A 19,474-nucleotide genomic window follows, 5' to 3' on the forward strand; every position below is an offset into this window, starting at 1 on the left:
CTGCTTTCTAGTGTGGGCGGCGTGCGCGCCAGCTCTGGAGCATATTCGTGGGTGGGAGGCGTAGCGGCTTTCCTTGGCGAAAAGATGACGTGGTGTATGGCTAAAGAGCGGCTTATTTATATAATAATTGGGTAAGGCTTGGCGTTACGTGGCGCTTTGAGCGAGATGAAACTGTTCACTGCAACTGTGAAAGAAAGAATGACGGATGTCTGAGAATAACTACGGAAACCCCCAAGGGAACGGGCAGAACCCCTATGCTGCTCAGCAGCCTGCTTCTTCCCAGCAGAATGATGCGTACGGTCAGGGCTCGTACGGCCAGTCCTCCTACGGCCAGGATTCAGCCGCTCAGTCCTCCTACGGGCAGAACTCGTATGGTCAGTCCTCCTATGGTCAGGGTTCCTACGGCCAGGAGGGTCAGAACCAGTTCGGTCAGGATTCCTCGGCTCAGCAGCCTTCTCAGTATGGCCAGGGATACCCCCAGCAGGGCCAGCCGGGTGAGTTTGATAACTACCAGTACCAGCAGAACTCCTACCAGCAGCCCGGCCAGGATCTCTACAACTACGGCCAGCAGGGTAATTACCCTTACCAGGCCTCGAAGAAGACCCCGGCGTTGGCTATCACCTCGATGATTCTCGGTATTGTTGGTATTCTGACCGGTTTCTTCGCCATCGGTCTGCTCCTGGGCATTGTTGCCGTTGTTCTGGGTATCATTTCGCTGAAGCAGACTAAGGCTGCCGGTGCGGGTCAGGGCTTTGCAATTACCGGTATCATTACCGGTGCTTTGGCCTTTATCTTCGGCCTTATCATGGTGTTTGTTTATATCTTTGCCTTCCAAACCGTGCAGAAATGTGCCGAGGTTGGTACCAACGACGGCCACGGTCACGCAGTCTGCCAGGTTGGTGACGATCCGGACGACCTCATGACTGTCCCGGCACGTTAATAAACTTTATTGCGCTACTTGAGGAGCGTGTAAGGGGAGGGGCGGAGCGCTCAGAGTTTCTGAGGCTCCGCCCCCCCTCGTATGTGGGGAGTTTGTATTGGTGGGAGGGGAGAGATACTCGGCGCATGCATGTTGGGGGGGGGCGAGAGACTTGCGCTCGCTCGGGCGCCTCCGATATACTGAATCTCTACCGTGTTTGAATGGCACCATGGCGTCTAGGTACGTTGAGGAAAACTTTCAGAAGACGGTGGGCTTTTTGATAAAAGCATAGGGGGATGATCGGTTTCGACGATGTGAGTTGAGATGGGTGAAGCGTGCCGAGGATGCAGGGTTATCTCGTTAACGCCCTCTGCAAAAAATTAAGTGCAGAATCTAAGCGCACTGACTTCGCACTCGCTGCCTAAGCGCGAGTTGCCGTCTGTCGGCCTGAGCATGCCTTTGGCTCAGTTACCGGCATCGACTTAAAAGGCCACTGCTGCTAGCCCTTGTTGCGGGGGTTAGCGGGACTTTTACGTGACTAGGTTCGTCGGTATATGTGTTTATGCAAGTACCGGAGCCGAAAAGTAGCGTTCGCATAAACTGCGCACGGAGAAGCCCCGTTGACGCCACATCGGACCGGGGTTCGATTCCCCGCATCTCCACGATCTCCCAACCGCCCGCTCACCTTCACCGGTGTGCGGCGGTGATTATCGGTTCCAATCCAGAGGAAGAACCGCGGTAGGTTTCTACCACCCGGCAGGACGCCTCACGGCGTCACCTGCCGGGTATTTTTATGCCCAATTGCCGGTCTGTTCTGGGGTGTACCGGCGTGCTCGTGGGTTGGGCGTCAAAAGGTTTGGGCTAACGTCAAAAAGTATGGGCTGGCGTCGAAAGGTTTAGACGGACAACATCTTCATCCACACCGACTCTGCCGGGGCCATCAAACCCGACAAAGAAAAATCCACCGAGAAGATCGACGGCGTGGTGGCCACCATCATGGGCCTCGAACGCGCGATTAGATGCGGCAGTGGACTCGCTACTGAGAGCGTGTATGACAGAAGAGGCATATTTTTCATGTAATGCCAATTTACGTGTTGTATCTGACGAGACTCTCTGATAGATTGCTGACACAACCGCAATTTCTGCTTGGAATTGGGGGTTAGCTGCTTCCACGATTGCAAGAGCTTTAGGGCCAGCATTCGTTGGTGGTTTTGGAAAAGCCCTTGGAGGTCCGGCACTAATTGCCGCTGCGCTAGCTGTTGTAGCAGTGTCCTGCGCTCTTTAATCTGGGAGAGGTCAAATGCGTGCGAAGAATATATTTACACTAGGATTTCTTCTCACTATTGTTCCGATGTTCTGGGTGGTTATCTCAATTGCCAGAGATTGGGAGTTCTTCGATCCAGTATCAATTCTAGGTGCAATTTTAGGAGGTCTTTGTGCCACTTTTGTAGCCAGAAGGATGCTTGAGAGTGATTCAAAGTTCCCTAAGGGACCTCCTAAGGGACCTAGCGTGTAAAACATTGCATAGAAGTTTCTAAGAGAAAGAACCGCGGTAGGTTTCTACCACCCGGCAGGACGCCCCACTGTGTCACCTGCCGGGTATTTTTATGCCCAATTGCCGGTCTGTTCTGGGGTGTGTCGGCGTGCCCGAGGGTGCTCAGGTGACCGTATCGTAACGAGAACGTCACGTAAGAAGACGTAGAGAGAGATCATGACGTAGTATCAAAGAGTAGATATCATTCTGACGACGCGACGCTTGAGCCTTCGCGGCCGTATGATGAACGATAGAGAGCCAATGGATACCCACGTTGCCGGGTGTTCTGGGGGCGTACCGTCACCCACCGGAACTCGGCGACACCCGATCAAGGACACACCATGGATAACCAGAACCCCACTTCCGCTTCCGGTGGTGCCCACGGCGGATTCGCCCCGGCATCAAACACTAGCGCTCCCTACGGCGCTTCACAGGCTCAGCCCGGGGAGCCCGGCACCGTTGCCGCTCCTTCTTTTCAGCCCGCCTACGGCGCTCCGAGCGGTCAGCCTGGCGCACCTGCGGGAGTAGCTGTCGCGCCTGCTGCCTACCCCGATCGCGACGATACCTACCGCCGTATTCCGGCTGAATACACCGTTCCAGAAGAACACCGCCGACCTTACGGCGATGCCACCGGCGACTTCCGTGGCCCCGGCTACTTCTACTCCGTCGGCGCCTTCTGCTCCGGCCTAGGGGCCCTGGTGCTTGCCATCTACGCCTGGATGGTTGTGGGTCTACGTTCCCTCGAGATGAGCGAGACCAGTAGCCGTAGCTACCGTTCCAGCTCGTTGGCCTACGATTCGACTTCGGTTGTCGGTCTTTTCCTGACGGGCCTAATTCCCGCCGGTATCGCTATCTGGCTGGCCATCTACTCCGCGCAGGTCAATAGCGGCCACGCCACGAAGTACACCTCGAAGATGAACACGTTCAACATCTTCGCCTACATCCTTGCTGGCCTGAGCATTCTGGCCATGCTCGGCGTTCTGTTTGCTGCTCTCTAAAGACACGGCGTAATACAGGAAGGCGGCGGCACCCCGGTATTGGGGTGCCGCCGCCTTCGTTGTACGCGCTGTTCTGGCGGAGAAAAAGCTCTAACCCTCTGTACTGAGAATTTGGAGGACCAGCTCCTGCACCGCGGCGGTATTACTGGCCACCAGCGACACCGCTTCAGACGCACCGGCATGCTCGGGTAGGTTGCCCTCGAGGGTGGAAGCAACGCCACCAGCCTCACGGATGATGGGCAGGAGAGCCGCCACCTCGAAGAAGGACAGGGACGAATCAACTGCGGTATCCACAGCTCCTTCAGCGAGCAGGCACGCCGACCAGAAGGAGCCGTAGGCGCGGGAACGGTTCGCAGAGCGTAGGAGATGCAACAGGCGCGGGGTAAGGTCCTGGACTGAGGGACCGGCCCCCTCCCACGAGGTGACATCCGTGTACGCCACGGAGAGAAGGTTGAGCGGCGTCACCTCAGAAACCTGGAGGCGGGTTGCCTGCGCGAGCGACTTGCCCGTGTACGCACCCGAACCGCGGGCCGCCCACCAGCGGCGGCCCAACGCCGGGGCGGAGACCACGCCCACCACCGGCTCACCTTGGTCCAGCAGGGCGATGAGCGTCGCCCACACGGGAACACCACGACGGAAGTTATCCAGCTCGGCGAGAGGTGCGATAACCCACTGACGTGCCGCCTGGCCGTTGTGACCAGCATGTTCGCCGGCGATGCCGTCTCGGGTGCGGACCCTCGACAGCTGAGCCCGCAATAGTTCCTCAACCTCCAGAGCAACCTCCAGCGCATAATCGGCGGGTGCCTCCGGAACGACTGGCTCGGGTTCGGCTTTCTGCTGCGCGGCACGCTGCCAGGGTGCCAGGGGAACGGGTTCAGCTGGCTTCTGCTCCTTATCACCGATGGCGGTACCGCCATCGGTGGGGGAGTACGCGGGGCGGTCACGGAAACGGGAGGAGCTGACCCGGTCCACGCTATCGGCCAGAATATGCGCGAGACGCAGGTCGTCGGTGTACAGCGGGGTACGGCTCATGGTTGGCTCTTCTCACGGTAGTAATCGGTGATGAGGTGTGTGGTTAGGCGAGGGCGCCCAGCTCCTTCTCAGAGTCCCCCTCCTCGGGGGTCAGCAACAGAAGCTTGCGTAGCGATTCTAGACGCTCGGGACCACTGGGGCCTGCCTTCCCCGCGGCCACGTAGGCTTCGATACCGCAATCGGGGGCCTGCACCGCGTGGGTGCAACCCTTCGGGCAGTCGGCGGCGCCGGGGGCCAACTCGACGAAAGCATCGACCACGGTCTCACGCGGTACATGCGCCAGGCCGAAGGAACGAATGCCCGGGGTATCGATAATCCAGGTACCCGCAGGAACTGGGCGACCATCGTGCTCCACGGGGCGTAGAGCCAGGGCTGAAGAGGAGGTGTGTCGGCCTCGACCGGTCACCGCGTTCACGTGACCGGTTGCGCGGTCCGAACCGGTCAGCGCATTCACTAGCGTGGACTTACCCACACCCGAGTGTCCCAGTAGGACCGATACCTCACCCAGCAGCTCCTGCAGCAGCTCCTGCACGGGAGCCGACTCGAGACCCCGGGCGCCATCCTGGCTGGGCGCCAGACCGTCCGAGGAGGCCGAGAGAACAATCTTGAGGCCGCTGGCGGCGTAGTAGTCCAGCAGATGCTGGGGGTAACGCACATCGGTCTTCGTGATGCACAGAATCGGTTCGATTCCGGCGTCAACCGCCGCCACCACGGCGCGGTCAATGAAACCGGTACGCGGTTCGGGGTTGGCCGCAGCGACCACAATGACAAGCTGCTGGGCGTTGGCCACGACCACGCGTTCCGAAGGGTCGGTATCGTCGGCGCTTCGGCGTAGCACGGAGGTGCGTTCCCCCAGACGCACGATGCGCGCCAAGGTATCTTTCGCGCCGGAGGTATCTCCGACCACGTCCACGAAGTCGCCGGTCACGATCGGGGTGCGGCGCAGTTCCTTGGCACGGGCGGCAATCAGGGTGCGCTCGTTCTCGGTGCCTTCGTCCACGACCACGGACCAGCGGCCCCGATCCACGGTAATCACGCGGCCGCGAATGGCTTCCTCGAAGGTGGGGCGGTCCTTCGTGCGGGGTCGAGAACCCTTTTTGTTGGGGCGAACGTGCACATCCGACTCATCCCACTCGGAGAAGTCACGAACATTTATGCGGGAGGAACCCATTAGCGCACCTCCTCGGTGTTCTGCGCATTCCGCGGGGTTTCGGGGGCCTCACCGGCCCACTGCGCGAGCATCCCCTCCCACATGGAGGTGAACTCGGGCATCGTCTTTGCGACGGTTCCCACGTTCTGCACGACGGTGTTTCCGCGGCAAAGGCCGATAATGGCCGCGAAGGTAGCCACCCGGTGGTCGTCGTAGGTGCGGGCCACCACGGTCTCGGCGTGGGCATCCGCGGGAATGGGAGCCTCAATTACGAGGCCGTCCTCAGTATCGTGGGCACAGCCGCCCAGACGGTTGATCTCGGCGGCTAGGGCAGCCAGACGGTCCGTCTCGTGGCCGCGCAGATGCGCAATGCCGTGCAGTTTGACGGGGCCGTGCGCCAGCGCGCACAGGGCCGCCATGGTCGGGGCGAGCTCGCCTCCAGCTGACAGGTCGTAGCTGAGCGGCCTCTCCGGCAGAGAATGCGGACCGGTCACGGTCAGAGCACCGTCGTGATACTCGACGCGCGCACCCAGAGTCGGCAGAAGCTCACGCCACATATCGCCCACTTGCGTGGTGCCAGCCGAAGAATCAGCCGCGGGGGCGGGCCAGTGGGGAACACTCACCGAAGCACCTGTGGCTACGGCAGCCGCAAGGAAGGGGCCGGCATTCGACAAATCGGGTTCCACGGTGACCTCAAAACCGGGGAAAGAACCTGGGGAAACAACCCAGCGATACTCGCCGCCCTCGGCGGGATAGTGCTCCTGCACCTGCACACCACGTTCACGGAGCGCCTCGACCGTCATCTGAATGTGCGGAATTGAGGGAACCGAGGAGCCCTCATGCACGAGCACGAGCCCCTTCGGCAGGCGCGGAGCCATAAGCAGAAGCGCAGAGACGAACTGCGAAGACGAAGAGGCATCAATCCGAACGACGGGGGCCTCATCCACCGGCGAGGAAGCTAGGCCCGCGGTGTGCAGAATGAAAGGTAGCGCATCGGGAGCCTCAACACAGTCCACGTGCACACCCAGCTGCCGCAGGCCCTCCAGCACGGGGCCCATAGGACGCTGGCGTGCGTGCGGGTCGCCGTCAAAGGCGAACTCACCGGGTAACAGGGCTGCCAGGGCGGGTACGAAACGCATCACGGTGCCGGCCAGACCGCACTCGATGCTGACGTGGCGAGCCTCGCGAACCCCAGAAGGCTCGCCTGGCTCCGAGAAATCCAACGGGGTAACCTGCAGGTCGGGGCCGAAGGGTGAATCGGTGGGAACGAGCTCAACCCCGGCACCCAGGCGGCGCAGCGCCTCAATCATGAGGGCAGAATCGCGGGAGTGCAGGGGCGCACGCAGGTACGAGGGAGAATCGGCCAGGGCAGCCAGAAGCAAGTACCGGTTCGTGAGCGACTTCGAACCAGGGATATGCACCGTCGCGTGACGGCCGGCGGCCGAAGCAGGGGCTGGGGGAGCGGGCCAATCACCCGCGGACAGCTGCACTGAAGCGTCGCTCATAAATCCTCTTCCAAATCGGCACGCTACGGATATAGCTCACGCACACGGCGGAACCCGTAGCCGGTCTAGGTCTATTCTACCGGGTGAAGATTGGCCCCACCTCGCCGGAACCCCCAGATGAGACAGGCCCGCCCGGCACTCGCGAGGCCCGGCACTCGAAGGGAACGCCGAGTAGGCCCTGGAAGAAAACCGAAAGACGCGGCGCCTAGCTACGCACTTGATTGCAGAAGTCCCGCACATCCTGTAGCAGACGGTTCTTAAGCTCTGCCGGAGCTTTCTGCGCGCAAGATGAACGCATCTTTTCGCGGAGCGCCAGCTCGAAATCCTTCACATCAGCGCATTCGGGGCAAGCGGTGAGGTGACGCTGAATCGTGCGCACCTGTTCGCTACTCAACTCGCCATCCAGGAACTCGTAGAGCTTCTTAAGAGTCGTGGAGCAAGGCTCACCGCCACAGTCCTCAGAAAGGGCAGCGGAGGTATTCGGGGTGTCAGACATCAGAGGTTCCTTTCGCACGAAAGATGCCGGGAATAGCAGTAGGTAAACGCTCGAGGGGCTACACCGATTTAGAGGAGGTTTTCGCCCTGGCTTTGCTTGTTGCGGAGGCGGCCTTCGCCTCAACCTTGGCAACGGTGGAGGGACGCAGACCGTTCTCCCTCGCATAGTCGAGCAACTTCTCACGCAGGATGCGTCGTCCTCGGTGCAGACGCGACATCACCGTGCCCATCGGAATATCCATAATCTCGGCGATGTCCTTGTAAGCGAAGCCCTCAACATCGGAGTAGTAAACCACCATGCGGAAATCCTCCGGCAGAGAGCTCAGCGCCTCACGCACCTCGGTACCCGGCAGGGCGCTGAGCGCCTCCGCCTCCGCTGAACGCAAGCCCACCGCGTCATGCTCACCGGCGGCGGCCAGCTGCCAATCCTCGACGGTTTCGCCCTGACTCTGCTGCGGTTCGCGCTGACGCTTGCGGTACAGGTTGATATACGTATTCGTGAGGATGCGGTACAGCCACGCCTTCAGGTTCGTGCCCTCGGTGAACTGGTGGTAGGACGCGAAGGCCTTCATGTAGGTCTCCTGCACCAGGTCCTCAGCGTCGGCGGGGTTGCGGCTCATGCGCAGGGCCGCGCCGTAGAGCTGGTCCACGTACTGCATGGCCTGTGCGGTAAAGCGTTCGCGTAGCTCGCGGGTGTCCTCGGCACTGACGTCCTGCGTGTCTGCGGTCTCGGCCATGATTCCTCCTCTCTACGGGAACGCTTTGCATGGTCACCGTAGAACATAACGTCGGGTTAGGGGGCTTTATTCCCTGCACCCAGATGATGAGGGGTAAAGCAAAACCCCGGGCTCGAATAGAAGATTCGAAACGCCGGGGTTTTAAAGTGTATGCAAGATACCTTATGCGTTGGGGCGCTTACCGTGGTTTGCGCCGCCCTTACGACGGTCCTTGCGCTTACGACCGCGCTTGCTCATGAGAGCCTCCTTATAGTGTCCATGGAAACACGCCCCACCTTCGCGGTGCGCGTTCCTCGTTAACTGCCCTGTGAGAGGCGGTCACCGAAAATCGGTGGTCCACGCTATAGGGGCAACGCCGTCTATTTTTTCATAGAAACGGTCTGATTGCATCTTGGAACCGAGATATGAGCGAAAAAACACGAAGTTTCTTCACCCACTACTTCCAAAGGATTAGCCGTGCTCCGGGATGTTCAGCCAGTTGTACCAGCCGCGGTGCAGCACGAGCCAAGCCATGAGGCCGTAACCGGACTGGCCGGGGCGACCATCGTTTGCAGCCAGGTCGTTACGCCACTGTTCGTGGTGCAGTAGCGGGTTGAAAGTGTCCACGTACACGTGGTTGCGGCGGGTCACGACGTCAGCGTATGCGGCCGACAGGTCGGCGATGCGGCGGTTACGCTCGGCATCTAGAGTCGGCGGGGGACCGACAACCAGAACCTTGATGTTGTTCTGCGAAGCCATGTCCACAATGTTGGCCAGGTTCAAACGGGAGCGTGCGCTGGTCAGACCCAAATCGATATCAAAGGTCGACGGAGCGATGACAAGGCGGTTGTCGGCGCCCGGAACAAAGCGGCGGCGGGCCTCCTCAAACCAGCGAGCGTTGAGCTGTTCGCTGCCTTCATTGGGTGCGGCCAGGTTGTACGCCGCGATGGATGCGGTGGTCTGCGGGGTGCGCGCCATGACCCGGCCGAACCAGCCAAGGGTACGGGGATCGCCAACACCGGCGAGCAGGTCATCGCCGACTGCCACAATTCGAATATTGCGTTGCTCCACGGAATTCTTTCTTCTGCAGGATGGGCCCGCCGTGAGAGGCGGCAGGGCACGTGAGTAATAGTCTTCATATCTAGGATAAGCGCTTACGGGCCGGTTTTCGAACTTAACCCCTCTCCACAAGCATCCGAGACCAAAACCCGTCGCCCCGCTAGGCGTACCTGACGGGGCGACGGGTGATGAACGGTTAGAGCTTCAACCGGTTAGCCTTCGAAGACCTGCTTGAGCAGAGCCTCGTTCTCAGCAGCGTGCAGCTTGCCGGTACCGGCAGCCGGGGAAGCAGCGGCCGGGCGGGAAGCCAGACGCACGCGGCGGTCGAGCAGCGGCAACAGGTTGACCGCCATGAACGGCCACTGACCCTGGTTAGCCGGCTCGTCCTGAGCCCACACAACGTCGGTAGCGTTGGAGTACAGGGCAAGCTGGCCCTTGATCTCCTTCTCAGGCAGCGGGTACAGCTGCTCCACCGAGACAATCGCGGTCTTGGTGTCGCCGCGGCGCTCGCGCTCAGCCTCGAGATCGTAGTAGAGGCGGCCGGACACGAAGACCAGACGCTCTACCTGAGCCGGGTTAATACCCGAGCGGTCGCCAATCACCGGCTGGAACGAGCCTTCGGTGAAGTCCTCAATCGAGGAGGCGGCAGCCTTCAGACGCAGCAGCTGCTTGGGGCTAATCACCACCAGCGGCTTGTACGGGCGGTGCTGAGCGTGGCGGCGCAGCAGATGGAAGTGTGAAGCCGGGGTCGAGGGGACCGCAACGGTCATGTTGTTCTCAGCGCACAGCTGCAGGTAACGCTCGATGCGTGCCGAAGAGTGGTCAGGACCCTGACCCTCGTAGCCGTGAGGCAGCAGCATGACCAGCGAGGAGCGCTGGCCCCACTTCTGCTCGGAAGAAGACACGAACTCGTCGATGATGGTCTGGGCGCCGTTGGCGAAGTCACCGAACTGAGCCTCCCACACGACCAGCGAGTCGGGGCGCTCCACCGAGTAACCGTACTCAAAGCCGAGCACACCGTACTCCGAGAGGAAAGAATTGTAGATACGGAACTTACCCTGATCCTCGGAAAGGTGCTGCAACGGCGACCACTCTTCGTCAGTCAGGTGGTCGTGCAGGACCGCGTGACGCTGAACGAAGGTACCGCGCTGAACATCCTGACCGCTCATACGAACGTCGGTGCCCTCCAGCAGCAGCGAACCGAAGGCGAGCAACTCACCCATGCCCCAGTTCACATGACCGCTACGGCCCATCTCAACACGCTGATCCATGAGCTTCTTCAGCTTCTTATGGATGGTGAAGCCCTCGGGAGCCTGACCGAAAGCGTCAGCAATACGCTGGAAAGTCTCCAAGGAGATTGCAGTCTTACCTGCGTGAACCACCTCGGTGTTCTGCTGAGCAGCCGGCAGCTCCAGGCCCGAAACGTGAGGAGCGGACGGAGCCGGTGCCGAGGACTGAGTCTCGACGAAGATAGCGTCCAGCTTCGAGTGGTAGGAATCCAGAACCTCGTCTGCCTCCTCCTGGGAGACATCGCCACGGCCCACCAAATCCTGTGCGTACAGGGTGCGGGTCGAGGGCAGTGCGTCGATGTCCTGGTACATCTTCGGCTGGGTCATCGACGGGTCATCGGCCTCGTTGTGACCGCGGCGGCGGTAGCAAATCAGGTCGATAACCACATCGCGGCCGAAGCGCTCGCGGTACTCGAAGGCCAGGCGTGCGGCGCGGACCACAGCATCCGGGTCATCAGCGTTGACGTGGAAGACCGGGGCCTTAGTCATACGCGCGATATCGGAGGGGTGGGTTGCGGTGCGGCCATCGTTGGGCAGGGTGGTGAAGCCAATCTGGTTGTTCACCACGATGTGCAAGGTACCGCCGGTGGTGTACGCCTTCAAGCCTGCCATCTGCAGGGTCTCCATAACGATGCCCTGGCCAGCGAACGCGGCGTCACCGTGAATCAGGATCGGCAGAACCGGGTAGCCCTCAACGCCCTGCTCGCGGTAGACGTCCTGCTTAGCGCGGACGATACCCTCGAGCACGGTGTTAGCGGCTTCGAGGTGCGAGGGGTTTGCGGCCACGTACACCTGGGTCTGCTTGCCGGAGTCGGAGGTGAAGACACCTTCGGTGCCGAGGTGGTACTTCACGTCACCGGAGCCACCCTCATAGGGTGCTGCGGTGCCGGAGAACTCACGGAAAATCTGAGCGTAGGACTTGCCCGCAATGTTGGTCAGAACATTCAAACGACCACGGTGTGCCATACCGATGGCAACACCCTTCAGGTCCTTGTTAGCTGCCTTGTCCAGAACAGCGTCCAGCAGCGGAATCAGGGACTCGCCACCCTCCAGGGAGAAGCGCTTCTGACCTAGGTACTTGGTCTGCAGGAAGTTCTCGAACGCCTCAGCCTCAACCAGCTTGGAGAGAACACGCAACTGCTCCTCACGGGTGGGCTTAGCGGCACCGCGCTCCATGCGCTCTTGGAACCATGCGCGAACCTCGGGGTCCTCGGAGTACATGTACTCGACCGAGAGGGAACCCGAGTATGCCTCGTGCAGACGCTCCAGGATGGTGCGTAGCGGCAGACGCTCGGCACCGCCGAAACCGCCGGTCGGGTAGACGCGGTCCAAATCCCACAGAGTCAGACCGTAGCGCTCTAGCTTCAGGTCCGGATGCGAACGCATCTCATACCCGACGGGGTTGGTGGCCGCGGTCAGGTGGCCGTGCACGCGGTACGCGTGAATCAGCTGCTGAATACGGGCGACCTTCGAAATCTCGTGCTCGTCATCGATGTGGTTGTCACGGGCCCAACGCACCGGCTCGAACGGGATGCGCAGGTCGCGGAAGATAGCGTCGTAGAAGTCATCGCCGCCGAGCAGGTAGTGCTCGACCAGCTTCAGGAACTCGCCAGAACCGGCGCCCTGAATCACACGGTGATCGTAGGTGCTGGTCAGGGTGATAATCTTCGACAGGCCCTGCTGAGTAATGAGCTTCTCGGACAGACCACGGAACTCAGCCGGGTATTCAAGAGCACCCACACCAATAATGGCGGCCTGACCCTTCGACAGACGGGGCACCGAGTGAACGGTACCGATACCGCCGGGGTTGGTCAGCGACACAGTAGTGCCGCGGAAGTCCTCAATGGTCAGTGCACCGTTACGGCCACGCTTGACGATGTCGTTGTAAGCGTCCCAGAACTCGCGGAAGCTCAGCTGCTCAGCACCCTTAATGTTCGGAACCACCAGGTTACGCGAACCATCAGGGCGGGGAATATCAATTGCCAGGCCGAAGTTCACGTGAGCATTGTGAACAGCAACGGGCTTACCCTTTTCGTCCACGTTGTAGGTCACGTTCATGGAGGGCATAGCCGCAACGGCGCGGATGACCGCGTAACCAATGATGTGGGTGAAGGAAACCTTACCGCCGCGGGTGCTGGCCAGGTACTTGTTGATGGCGCTACGGTTCTCAATCAGGAGCTTAGCGGGGACCGCACGAACAGTCGTAGCGGTGGGGACGGTCAGCGACTCTTCCATGGTCGTGACGACCGCCTTGGCGGGGCCACGCAGGGGGACAATCTTGTCTTCAGCAGGTTCCACGGTATTAGCTTTCGGAGTAGCAGGTGCGGGGGAGGGGGCAGCAGGCGCTTTCGTAGGCTTCGATGCCACGGGAGCGGTGGGGGCTGCGGGAGCCGCAGGAGCGGCGGTGGGAGTTGCGGGAGCCACGGGAGCAGCCGGTGCGGCTACGGCGGGGCTCGGAGCACTCGCGGTACCGGCGCCTCCCAGCGCCTTGTCGATGGTCTCAAAAATGGGCCACCATGAAGGGTCCACGAGGTTCTTGTCCTTTTGGTAACGCTCGTACTGTTCTTCAACGAACCATTCGTTACCGGCAAATTCCTCAGGCACCAGATGTTCTGGCAGATTTGGCACGTTAAACGCCTCTTCCAATTAGTGTGAATTTATCCGTCGCGTCCGGGACTCACCCCGGCATAGACGACCCGCGTCTTCGAGGGGCGAATCATCACGCTGAGCATGCGCGCATCGCCTGCAGTAGAGGCCGTATGTGCGGGGTTCGCACCGTACAAACCTGCCTAGCGTGCCGTGAACGTCGGAGATCATCCGCTACCTGGCGGCACACTCATGCTCCTATGTATAAGTGTAGAGAGAATCACCGTGAAGTTTCCAGCTGAGAACAGCATGTAGACAATGCAATTTTTCACTCAACACGGTTCAAATAAGGTAAGGGTTGTCATAAAGCCCCTCACGAGGCCTTCCGCCTAGAACAGAACCGACAATGAGCCACGAAGCGGTACAGAACCTTCGCTAGAATATGGGGTATGGATGACCCTTCGAGTACGAACGTACACACAGACCAACGCGGAGTATCCGCACTATTCCGCAGCCCGACCGCTACTCTCCCCAAACTTGGCCCCTCGCCCCAACATGAGGCGGTGACCGAGTGGATCTGATTCTACTGCTGATTGGGTTGCTACTCATTCTGGGAACCGGATTCTTCGTGGCCGTCGAATTCTCTCTCGTGGCCCTCGAAGCCGCCACCGTGCAACAGGCCAAAGACTCCGGCGACAAGGCCGCAGATGCCGTCCTGCACTGCCTTAAGACCCTGTCTACGCAGCTCTCCAGTTGCCAGATCGGTATCACCATCACCACCCTGCTCACCGGTTACACCCTGGATGCCGCCATCAAGGCACTCACGACGGGCGCCATCGGCAGTCTGGGCTTACCGAGCGGGATAACCGACGTCCTGACCCTCATCCTCGCGATGCTCATCGCGACCCTGCTATCCATGGTGATGGGCGAACTGTTGCCCAAGGGACTCGCTATCGCGGACCCCTACACCATGGCCCGCCGTCTTGCCCCCTTCCAGCTGAACTTTACGCGCATTATTTCGCCGCTCGTACGCATTATGAACGGTTCCGCAAACTGGATTCTGGGCCGATTCGGCATGGAAGCCAAGGAAGAACTCTCCGCCGCCCGCACCCCCGACGAGCTCTCCTCGATGGTGCGCCGATCCGCCAAGGAAGGCACCCTCGACTCCGCTGTAGCCCGCTTCCTGGACCGTACCCTGCGCTTCTCCGAGCTGACCGCCTCCGAGGTCATGACCCCGCGAGGCCAGGTCTCCATGCTCGAAGACACCGCACCCGTCAGCGATATCATCGAGCTGGCACGCTCCACCGGACACTCCCGATTCCCACTCTACAAGGGCGACCACGACAACATCGTGGGCGTTGTACACGTCAAGAAGGCCGTGGGCGTTCCCCCCGAAGTGCGCGGCACCCTCGAAGCCGGCACACTCGCCGAAGATGTCTTGCAGGTCCCCGAAACCCTGCACCTGGACGCCCTGCTCACCCAGCTGCGCCAGGGAGCCCTACAGCTCGCCGTGGTCCTCGACGAATACGGCGGAACCGCGGGCATCGCAACGCTAGAAGATCTCGTAGAAGAAATCGTCGGCGAAGTCTCCGACGAACACGACCGCGGACGCACCGAGCGTCCCCTGCGCTACGGCAACGGCGACTGGGTCTTCTCTGGCCTGCGCCGCCCCGACGAAATCAACGCCCTCATCCCCGGACTCGAGGTTGAGGAAAGCTCCGAGTATGAAACAGTTGGCGGCTTCATGATGGATCGGCTCGGCCGCATCCCCGAAATCGGCGACACCGTCCCGGTCACCGGGGGCACCTTGCGCGTCGACGCCCTCGAAGGCCGGCGCGTGGACCGCATCCGATTCACCCCCGCCCCCGAAGAAAACTCGGTTCACGAGGACACCGCACCGAAGAAGGGAGTACGCGCATGAACGACTGGGTAGCCATCGCACTGCTGGTCCTGCTGCTCGCCGGAAACGCCTTCTTCGTCTCCGGTGAGTTCTCCATCATGTCCACTCGACGAGCACAGGTCGAACCTCTGGCGGAGGACGGCAACAAACGGGCGCAGACCGTCATCTACGCTCTCGAACACGTCTCGCTCATGCTCGCCACCTGCCAGCTGGGCATCACCATCTGCTCACTGCTCATCCTGAACGTCTCAGAGCCTGCACTGCACCACCTGCTGGAGACGCCCATGCACCTGGTCGGTCTACCCACCATGGTTGTCGATGTGCTGGCCTTCGGCATCACCCTCATCCTGGTCACCTACCTGCACGTCATCTTTGGTGAAATGGTGCCCAAGAACGCGACCGTCACCCTCGCCGCTCGAGGCCTGGCCCTCTGGGTCGTACCGCCGCTGGTACGGGTCTCCAAGGTCTTCGCACCCATCGTTGCCCTGCTCAACAACCTCTCCAACGGCCTGCTGCACCTCATGAAGGTCGAAGCTAAAGACGAGGTCGCCTCGACCTTCACCCTGGGCGAGCTGCAGACCATCGTGGCCACCTCAACCGCCGAAGGCACCGTGGAGGACGACGCCGGCGTGATTGAAGGCGCCCTCGAGTTCACCGAGAAGGAAATCTCCGACATCATGGTGACCGGTGACAAGCTCATCACCCTGCCTTTCGGCAGCACCCCCGCCGAGCTGGAACACGCCGTAGCCCGCAGCGGCTACTCACGATTCGTCATCACCGACAGCGACGGAACCTACATGGGATACCTGCACGTGAAGGATGCGCTCGCTATCTCCCCGGAGCGGTTCAACGAGCCCTTCCCCTGGTATAAGCTGCGCTCGCTGGACACGCTCTCGCCGACCACGGATATCGACGACGCTCTGACCTCGATGCAACGCACCCGAACCCACATCGCGCAGGTTATGGACAGTCACGGCCGCACCCTGGGCGTGGTCTTCCTGGAGGACGTACTCGAGGAACTTGTCGGCGAAATCAACGACACCACGCAGGACGAGGTGCGCGAACGTATTCGCCGTCAGCGAGCCCGAGCTACGGGTCGGGACGCCGACTAAAGAGATGCTCGCGCCCTGGTTCGGCTCCTCGATGCTCTTGCCGTCTGAGAGCCGCCCGCGGCAGAAACGATGCCCCGTGCTTCAGTGCCCACAGCTCTGAAGTACGGGGCATTCGTTTACCTGAACCATCGATAAGGTATGTCTCCAATGGGTACCGAACGCAGGTATTCACCGGGCCTGGGCAATGAATAAAGAGTTGTTTATACGGGTATGCGCATGGTGTAGTTAAGAGCGGAAGAAACGCATCAGCAGAGAAAACGAGCAGAAAGAGAACGATATGTCGCATCGCCCCATCACCCGCAAGCACTTCCTCACCGCGCTGGGGTCCCTCGCGGCGACCTCCCTCTTTCTAACCGGTTGCGCCACCGAGAACAGCCCTTCCGGTTCGAACTCCTCCGGCAAATCGAATGGCAAGGTTAAGGTACTCGCCTCTACCGACGTGTACGCCGACATCGTGAAGCAGGTCGGTGGCGATAACGTTGAGGTTAGCGCGCTGATTTCCTCCACCGGTACCGATCCCCACTCTTACGAAGCCACCAGCTCCGACCGTCTCAAGGCTAAGGACGCATCCCTGATTGTTATCAATGGCGCGGGCTACGACCTGTTCCTCGAAGACCTGGCCGGTAAGGATAACGCCTCCCAGAAGGTCGTGAACGCGGTCAAGGTCAGCGGTAAACTCACCGACGCAGAGTACGACCACTTGGTGAATGACCACCGCGGCGGCGAACACCATGAGGACGGTGGCGATCACGCCCACGCTCACGAGTTCAACGAGCACCTCTGGTACGACTTCGAGACCGTCAAGAAGGTTGCCCAGCAGATTGCCGAGGACCTCGCCACCCTGGACTCCGCGCACGCTGAGGCCTACCGCTCGAACGTAGCTAACTTCGTCAAGGAGTTGGACGGCCTCGAAGCCTCTGCAAAGGCCATCTCTGGTGCGGGCAAGAAGTACCTCTATACCGAGCCCGTACCCGACTACCTGATTTCCTCTACTGGCGCCGAGAACGCAACCCCCAGTGAGTTTGCTGAGGCCGTCGAGGCGGGTAACGACGTTCCCGCCCTCGTGCTGAAGGAAACCAAGGACCTCATCAGCGAGAAGAAGGTGCAGCTACTGGCCTATAACGAGCAGACCGCTACCTCCCAGACCAACGAGGTCCTGCAGGCTGCGAAGGACGCCTCCGTGAACTACGTATCCTTCACCGAAACCCTGCCCGAGAACACCGGCTACCTGGCATGGATGAAGACCAACGTCAGCAACCTCGAAAAGGCGCTCTCCTAAGTGACTGATAACAATAACGGTGCCGCCCCCGCGATTTCGATTCGCGGGGGTAGCCTCGCTTTCGGGGCCCGCACCCTCTGGAAAAATCTCACCCTTGATATCGGAGCCGGGGAGTACTTCGCGGTGCTCGGCCCGAACGGCTCCGGCAAATCAACCTTCCTCAAGGTCATCCTCGGTCTGACAGGTCTTAACTCCGGCGAAATTTCGGTGCTCGGCAAGCCTGCACGCCTGGGCAATCCCGGCGTCGGGTACGTGCCCCAGCAGAAGGCAATTGACCCCTCCACCCCGATGCGCGCCCGCGACCTCGTGGGCCTGGGCGTGGACGGACACCGCTGGGGCATCCGCCTGCACGGCCGTAAATACCGTGCCAAGGTCGGCGAACTCCTCGAAGCCGTCGGTGCGACCGAATACGCGAACGTTCCGGTGGGTCTGCTCTCCGGCGGTGAGCAGCAGCGCCTACGTATTGCTCAGGCCCTCGCGAACGACCCGAAGATTCTGCTAGCTGATGAGGCGCTCCTCTCCCTAGATCTGAACCACCAGTACGCCGTGGCGGAGCTGATTCACCGGTTCAACCGCGAGCGCGGGGTCTCGGTGATTTTCGTGACGCACGAAATCAACCCGATTATTGAGCACGTGGATCGTGTGCTCTACCTGGCCAACGGCCGCTTTACGGTCGGCTCGGTCGAGGAGGTTATGACGAGTGAGACCCTCACCTCTCTGTACGGAACTCCGGTGAGTGTGCTCAAATCCAATGGCCGCTACGTGGTGGTGGGGGAGACTCACGCCAGCGATCACTGCCATGTTGAAGGTGGCGACCAGAACATTCACGGCGCCCACCTGCGAGCCGAGGTACAGCCCGGCGATGCATCTGGCACTTTGCACCTTCCGGGAGGAACCACACGATGACCATACTCTCTTCCTTCCCCGTGTTGGCCGCTGCATCCACCACGCAGGGTGATTTGCTCTCGCGCATCTTCGTGTTTGACCGTTACGGCGAGTTGTTGCACATGCTGCAGAACTCGATTCTGGCCGGCGCAATTTTGGGCCTCATCGGCGGCTTCGTCGGCATTTTCGTGATGATGCGTGATCATGCCTTCGCGGTGCACGGCGTTTCGGAGATGTCCTTCGCGGGTGCAGCCCTGGCTCTGCTTCTGGGCTATGACGTGGTGACCGGATCTATGATTGGCTCAATTGCTTCGGCCTTGCTGATTGCGATGATTGGCTCCAAGGCGAGCGAATCGAACTCGGTGATTGGTGCACTCATGCCCTTTGGCCTGGGCCTGGGTATTCTGTTCCTGTCGCTGTATCAGGGCCGTAGCGCGAATAAGTTTGGCCTGCTGACCGGCCAGATTGTGTCTGTGGATGCCGACCAGCTGAACACCATGATTATTGGTGCGGTGGTCATTATTGCCCTGCTGGTTATTGTGTGGCGGCCCCTGAGCTTCGCTTCCCTTGACCCGGATGTGGCTCGGGCGAAGGGTGTACCGATGCGCTTCCTTTCGTTGGTGTTCATGGTTGTGCTCGGTATTGCGGTGGCGCTGTCGGTGCAGGTGGTTGGCTCGTTGCTGGTGCTGGCTTTGCTGATTACTCCGGCGGCGGCAGCGATGCAGGTGACGGCTTCCCCGCTGCGGACGCTGCTGCTTTCGGTGCTTTTCGCCGAGGCTTCTATTGTGGGCGGCATTATGCTGGCGTTGGCTGGCTCCCTGCCTATTAGCCCGTACGTGACGAGTATTTCCTTCCTGATTTACCTGGTGTGCCGTGTGGTGGGGGCCGTGAAGCGCCGCTATAGCGCGTCGGGTCGTCACCTGGTGGCAAAGAACTAGCTTCCGTCCGCAGACGTGAAAGAGCCCCCGCTCGGGTTAAGCGGGGGCTCTTTCACGTCGTGCTATAGGGTTGGGGT

16 protein-coding genes and 1 other RNA gene are annotated in these 19,474 nt (G+C 60.6%); 8 read left to right on the forward strand and 9 right to left on the reverse strand.

Annotated elements, in window-relative coordinates; all coding sequences use genetic code 11:
- Nucleotides 1-205 precede the first annotated feature (205 nt).
- Both JX292_RS07015 and ssrA read left to right on the forward strand, forming a co-directional pair.
- Nucleotides 206-940: a DUF4190 domain-containing protein gene (locus tag JX292_RS07015; RefSeq protein ID WP_204862967.1), complete on the forward strand. Its 735-nt coding sequence runs from the start codon at nt 206-208 to the stop codon at nt 938-940.
- A 271-nt stretch (nt 941-1,211) separates the two neighbouring features.
- Nucleotides 1,212-1,584: a transfer-messenger RNA gene (gene ssrA, locus JX292_RS07020) on the forward strand.
- A gap of 202 nt (nt 1,585-1,786) precedes the next feature.
- Here the strand turns inward: ssrA and JX292_RS07025 are convergent.
- Nucleotides 1,787-2,092, reverse strand: a complete 306-nt coding sequence (locus JX292_RS07025) for a hypothetical protein (RefSeq protein ID WP_204862969.1) — start codon at nt 2,090-2,092, stop codon at nt 1,787-1,789.
- A gap of 702 nt (nt 2,093-2,794) precedes the next feature.
- Here JX292_RS07025 and JX292_RS07030 point away from each other — a divergent pair.
- Complete coding sequence (locus JX292_RS07030) at nt 2,795-3,451, forward strand: hypothetical protein (RefSeq protein WP_204862971.1); 657 nt, start codon at nt 2,795-2,797, stop codon at nt 3,449-3,451.
- A gap of 90 nt (nt 3,452-3,541) precedes the next feature.
- Here JX292_RS07030 and JX292_RS07035 read toward each other — a convergent pair whose 3' ends face one another.
- The 8 genes from JX292_RS07035 to JX292_RS07065 all read right to left on the reverse strand — a co-directional run bounded on the left by JX292_RS07035 (nt 3,542) and on the right by JX292_RS07065 (nt 13,325).
- A complete protein-coding gene (locus tag JX292_RS07035) occupies nt 3,542-4,483 on the reverse strand; it encodes an inositol monophosphatase family protein (protein WP_204862973.1) in 942 nt (313 codons plus the stop codon).
- Nucleotides 4,484-4,526: 43 nt separating this feature from the next.
- Complete coding sequence (rsgA, locus tag JX292_RS07040) at nt 4,527-5,654, reverse strand: ribosome small subunit-dependent GTPase A (protein ID WP_204862978.1); 1,128 nt, start codon at nt 5,652-5,654, stop codon at nt 4,527-4,529.
- Nucleotides 5,654-7,138, reverse strand: coding sequence for a 3-phosphoshikimate 1-carboxyvinyltransferase (gene aroA, locus JX292_RS07045; protein ID WP_204862979.1), 1,485 nt, complete (start codon nt 7,136-7,138; stop codon nt 5,654-5,656). The genes rsgA and aroA overlap by 1 nt, the downstream gene beginning before the upstream one ends.
- Nucleotides 7,139-7,343: 205 nt before the next feature.
- Complete coding sequence (rsrA, locus tag JX292_RS07050) at nt 7,344-7,634, reverse strand: mycothiol system anti-sigma-R factor (protein ID WP_204862982.1); 291 nt, start codon at nt 7,632-7,634, stop codon at nt 7,344-7,346.
- A gap of 58 nt (nt 7,635-7,692) precedes the next feature.
- Nucleotides 7,693-8,370, reverse strand: a complete 678-nt coding sequence (locus JX292_RS07055) for a sigma-70 family RNA polymerase sigma factor (protein ID WP_204862984.1) — start codon at nt 8,368-8,370, stop codon at nt 7,693-7,695.
- A gap of 162 nt (nt 8,371-8,532) precedes the next feature.
- Nucleotides 8,533-8,607 carry a 50S ribosomal protein bL37 gene (locus JX292_RS09135; protein ID WP_095343185.1) on the reverse strand — a complete coding sequence of 25 codons (75 nt, stop codon included), beginning with the start codon at nt 8,605-8,607 and terminating at the stop codon, nt 8,533-8,535.
- A 213-nt stretch (nt 8,608-8,820) separates the two neighbouring features.
- Nucleotides 8,821-9,420 (reverse strand): GDSL-type esterase/lipase family protein, encoded by a 600-nt coding sequence (locus JX292_RS07060; protein ID WP_204862986.1) that lies wholly within the window; start codon nt 9,418-9,420, stop codon nt 8,821-8,823.
- Between the two features lie 200 nt (nt 9,421-9,620).
- Nucleotides 9,621-13,325, reverse strand: a complete 3,705-nt coding sequence (locus JX292_RS07065; RefSeq protein WP_204862988.1) for a multifunctional oxoglutarate decarboxylase/oxoglutarate dehydrogenase thiamine pyrophosphate-binding subunit/dihydrolipoyllysine-residue succinyltransferase subunit — start codon at nt 13,323-13,325, stop codon at nt 9,621-9,623.
- Nucleotides 13,326-13,854: 529 nt separating this feature from the next.
- On the opposite strand from JX292_RS07065, the gene JX292_RS07070 reads away from it, so the two are divergent.
- The 5 genes from JX292_RS07070 to JX292_RS07090 all read left to right on the forward strand — a co-directional run bounded on the left by JX292_RS07070 (nt 13,855) and on the right by JX292_RS07090 (nt 19,397).
- Nucleotides 13,855-15,204: a hemolysin family protein gene (locus tag JX292_RS07070; protein WP_204862990.1), complete on the forward strand. Its 1,350-nt coding sequence runs from the start codon at nt 13,855-13,857 to the stop codon at nt 15,202-15,204.
- On the forward strand, nt 15,201-16,295 hold the full coding sequence (locus JX292_RS07075; protein ID WP_204862992.1) for a hemolysin family protein: 1,095 nt from the start codon (nt 15,201-15,203) through the stop codon (nt 16,293-16,295). The genes JX292_RS07070 and JX292_RS07075 overlap by 4 nt, the downstream gene beginning before the upstream one ends.
- Before the next feature lie 277 nt (nt 16,296-16,572).
- Nucleotides 16,573-17,574: a metal ABC transporter solute-binding protein, Zn/Mn family gene (locus tag JX292_RS07080; protein WP_204862999.1), complete on the forward strand. Its 1,002-nt coding sequence runs from the start codon at nt 16,573-16,575 to the stop codon at nt 17,572-17,574.
- Nucleotides 17,575-18,480, forward strand: a complete 906-nt coding sequence (locus tag JX292_RS07085; protein WP_204863000.1) for a metal ABC transporter ATP-binding protein — start codon at nt 17,575-17,577, stop codon at nt 18,478-18,480.
- On the forward strand, nt 18,477-19,397 hold the full coding sequence (locus JX292_RS07090; RefSeq protein ID WP_204863001.1) for a metal ABC transporter permease: 921 nt from the start codon (nt 18,477-18,479) through the stop codon (nt 19,395-19,397). The genes JX292_RS07085 and JX292_RS07090 overlap by 4 nt, the downstream gene beginning before the upstream one ends.
- Nucleotides 19,398-19,474 lie beyond the last annotated feature (77 nt).

Origin of the sequence: Rothia mucilaginosa (genome assembly GCF_901875305.1) — a bacterium.
GTDB lineage: Bacteria > Actinomycetota > Actinomycetes > Actinomycetales > Micrococcaceae > Rothia.

What these genes read in the sequence shown, in the direction of transcription:
- JX292_RS07030 (WP_204862971.1), top strand. Translation starts at nt 2,795, where the DNA reads ATGGATAACCAGAACCCCACTTCCGCTTCCGGTGGTGCCCACGGCGGA.
- JX292_RS07090 (WP_204863001.1), top strand. Translation starts at nt 18,477, where the DNA reads ATGACCATACTCTCTTCCTTCCCCGTGTTGGCCGCTGCATCCACCACG.
- JX292_RS07015 (WP_204862967.1), top strand. Translation starts at nt 206, where the DNA reads ATGTCTGAGAATAACTACGGAAACCCCCAAGGGAACGGGCAGAACCCC.
- JX292_RS07075 (WP_204862992.1), top strand. Translation starts at nt 15,201, where the DNA reads ATGAACGACTGGGTAGCCATCGCACTGCTGGTCCTGCTGCTCGCCGGA.
- JX292_RS07080 (WP_204862999.1), top strand. Translation starts at nt 16,573, where the DNA reads ATGTCGCATCGCCCCATCACCCGCAAGCACTTCCTCACCGCGCTGGGG.
- aroA (WP_204862979.1), bottom strand. Translation starts at nt 7,138, where the DNA reads ATGAGCGACGCTTCAGTGCAGCTGTCCGCGGGTGATTGGCCCGCTCCC.
- rsgA (WP_204862978.1), bottom strand. Translation starts at nt 5,654, where the DNA reads ATGGGTTCCTCCCGCATAAATGTTCGTGACTTCTCCGAGTGGGATGAG.
- JX292_RS07035 (WP_204862973.1), bottom strand. Translation starts at nt 4,483, where the DNA reads ATGAGCCGTACCCCGCTGTACACCGACGACCTGCGTCTCGCGCATATT.
- rsrA (WP_204862982.1), bottom strand. Translation starts at nt 7,634, where the DNA reads ATGTCTGACACCCCGAATACCTCCGCTGCCCTTTCTGAGGACTGTGGC.
- JX292_RS07055 (WP_204862984.1), bottom strand. Translation starts at nt 8,370, where the DNA reads ATGGCCGAGACCGCAGACACGCAGGACGTCAGTGCCGAGGACACCCGC.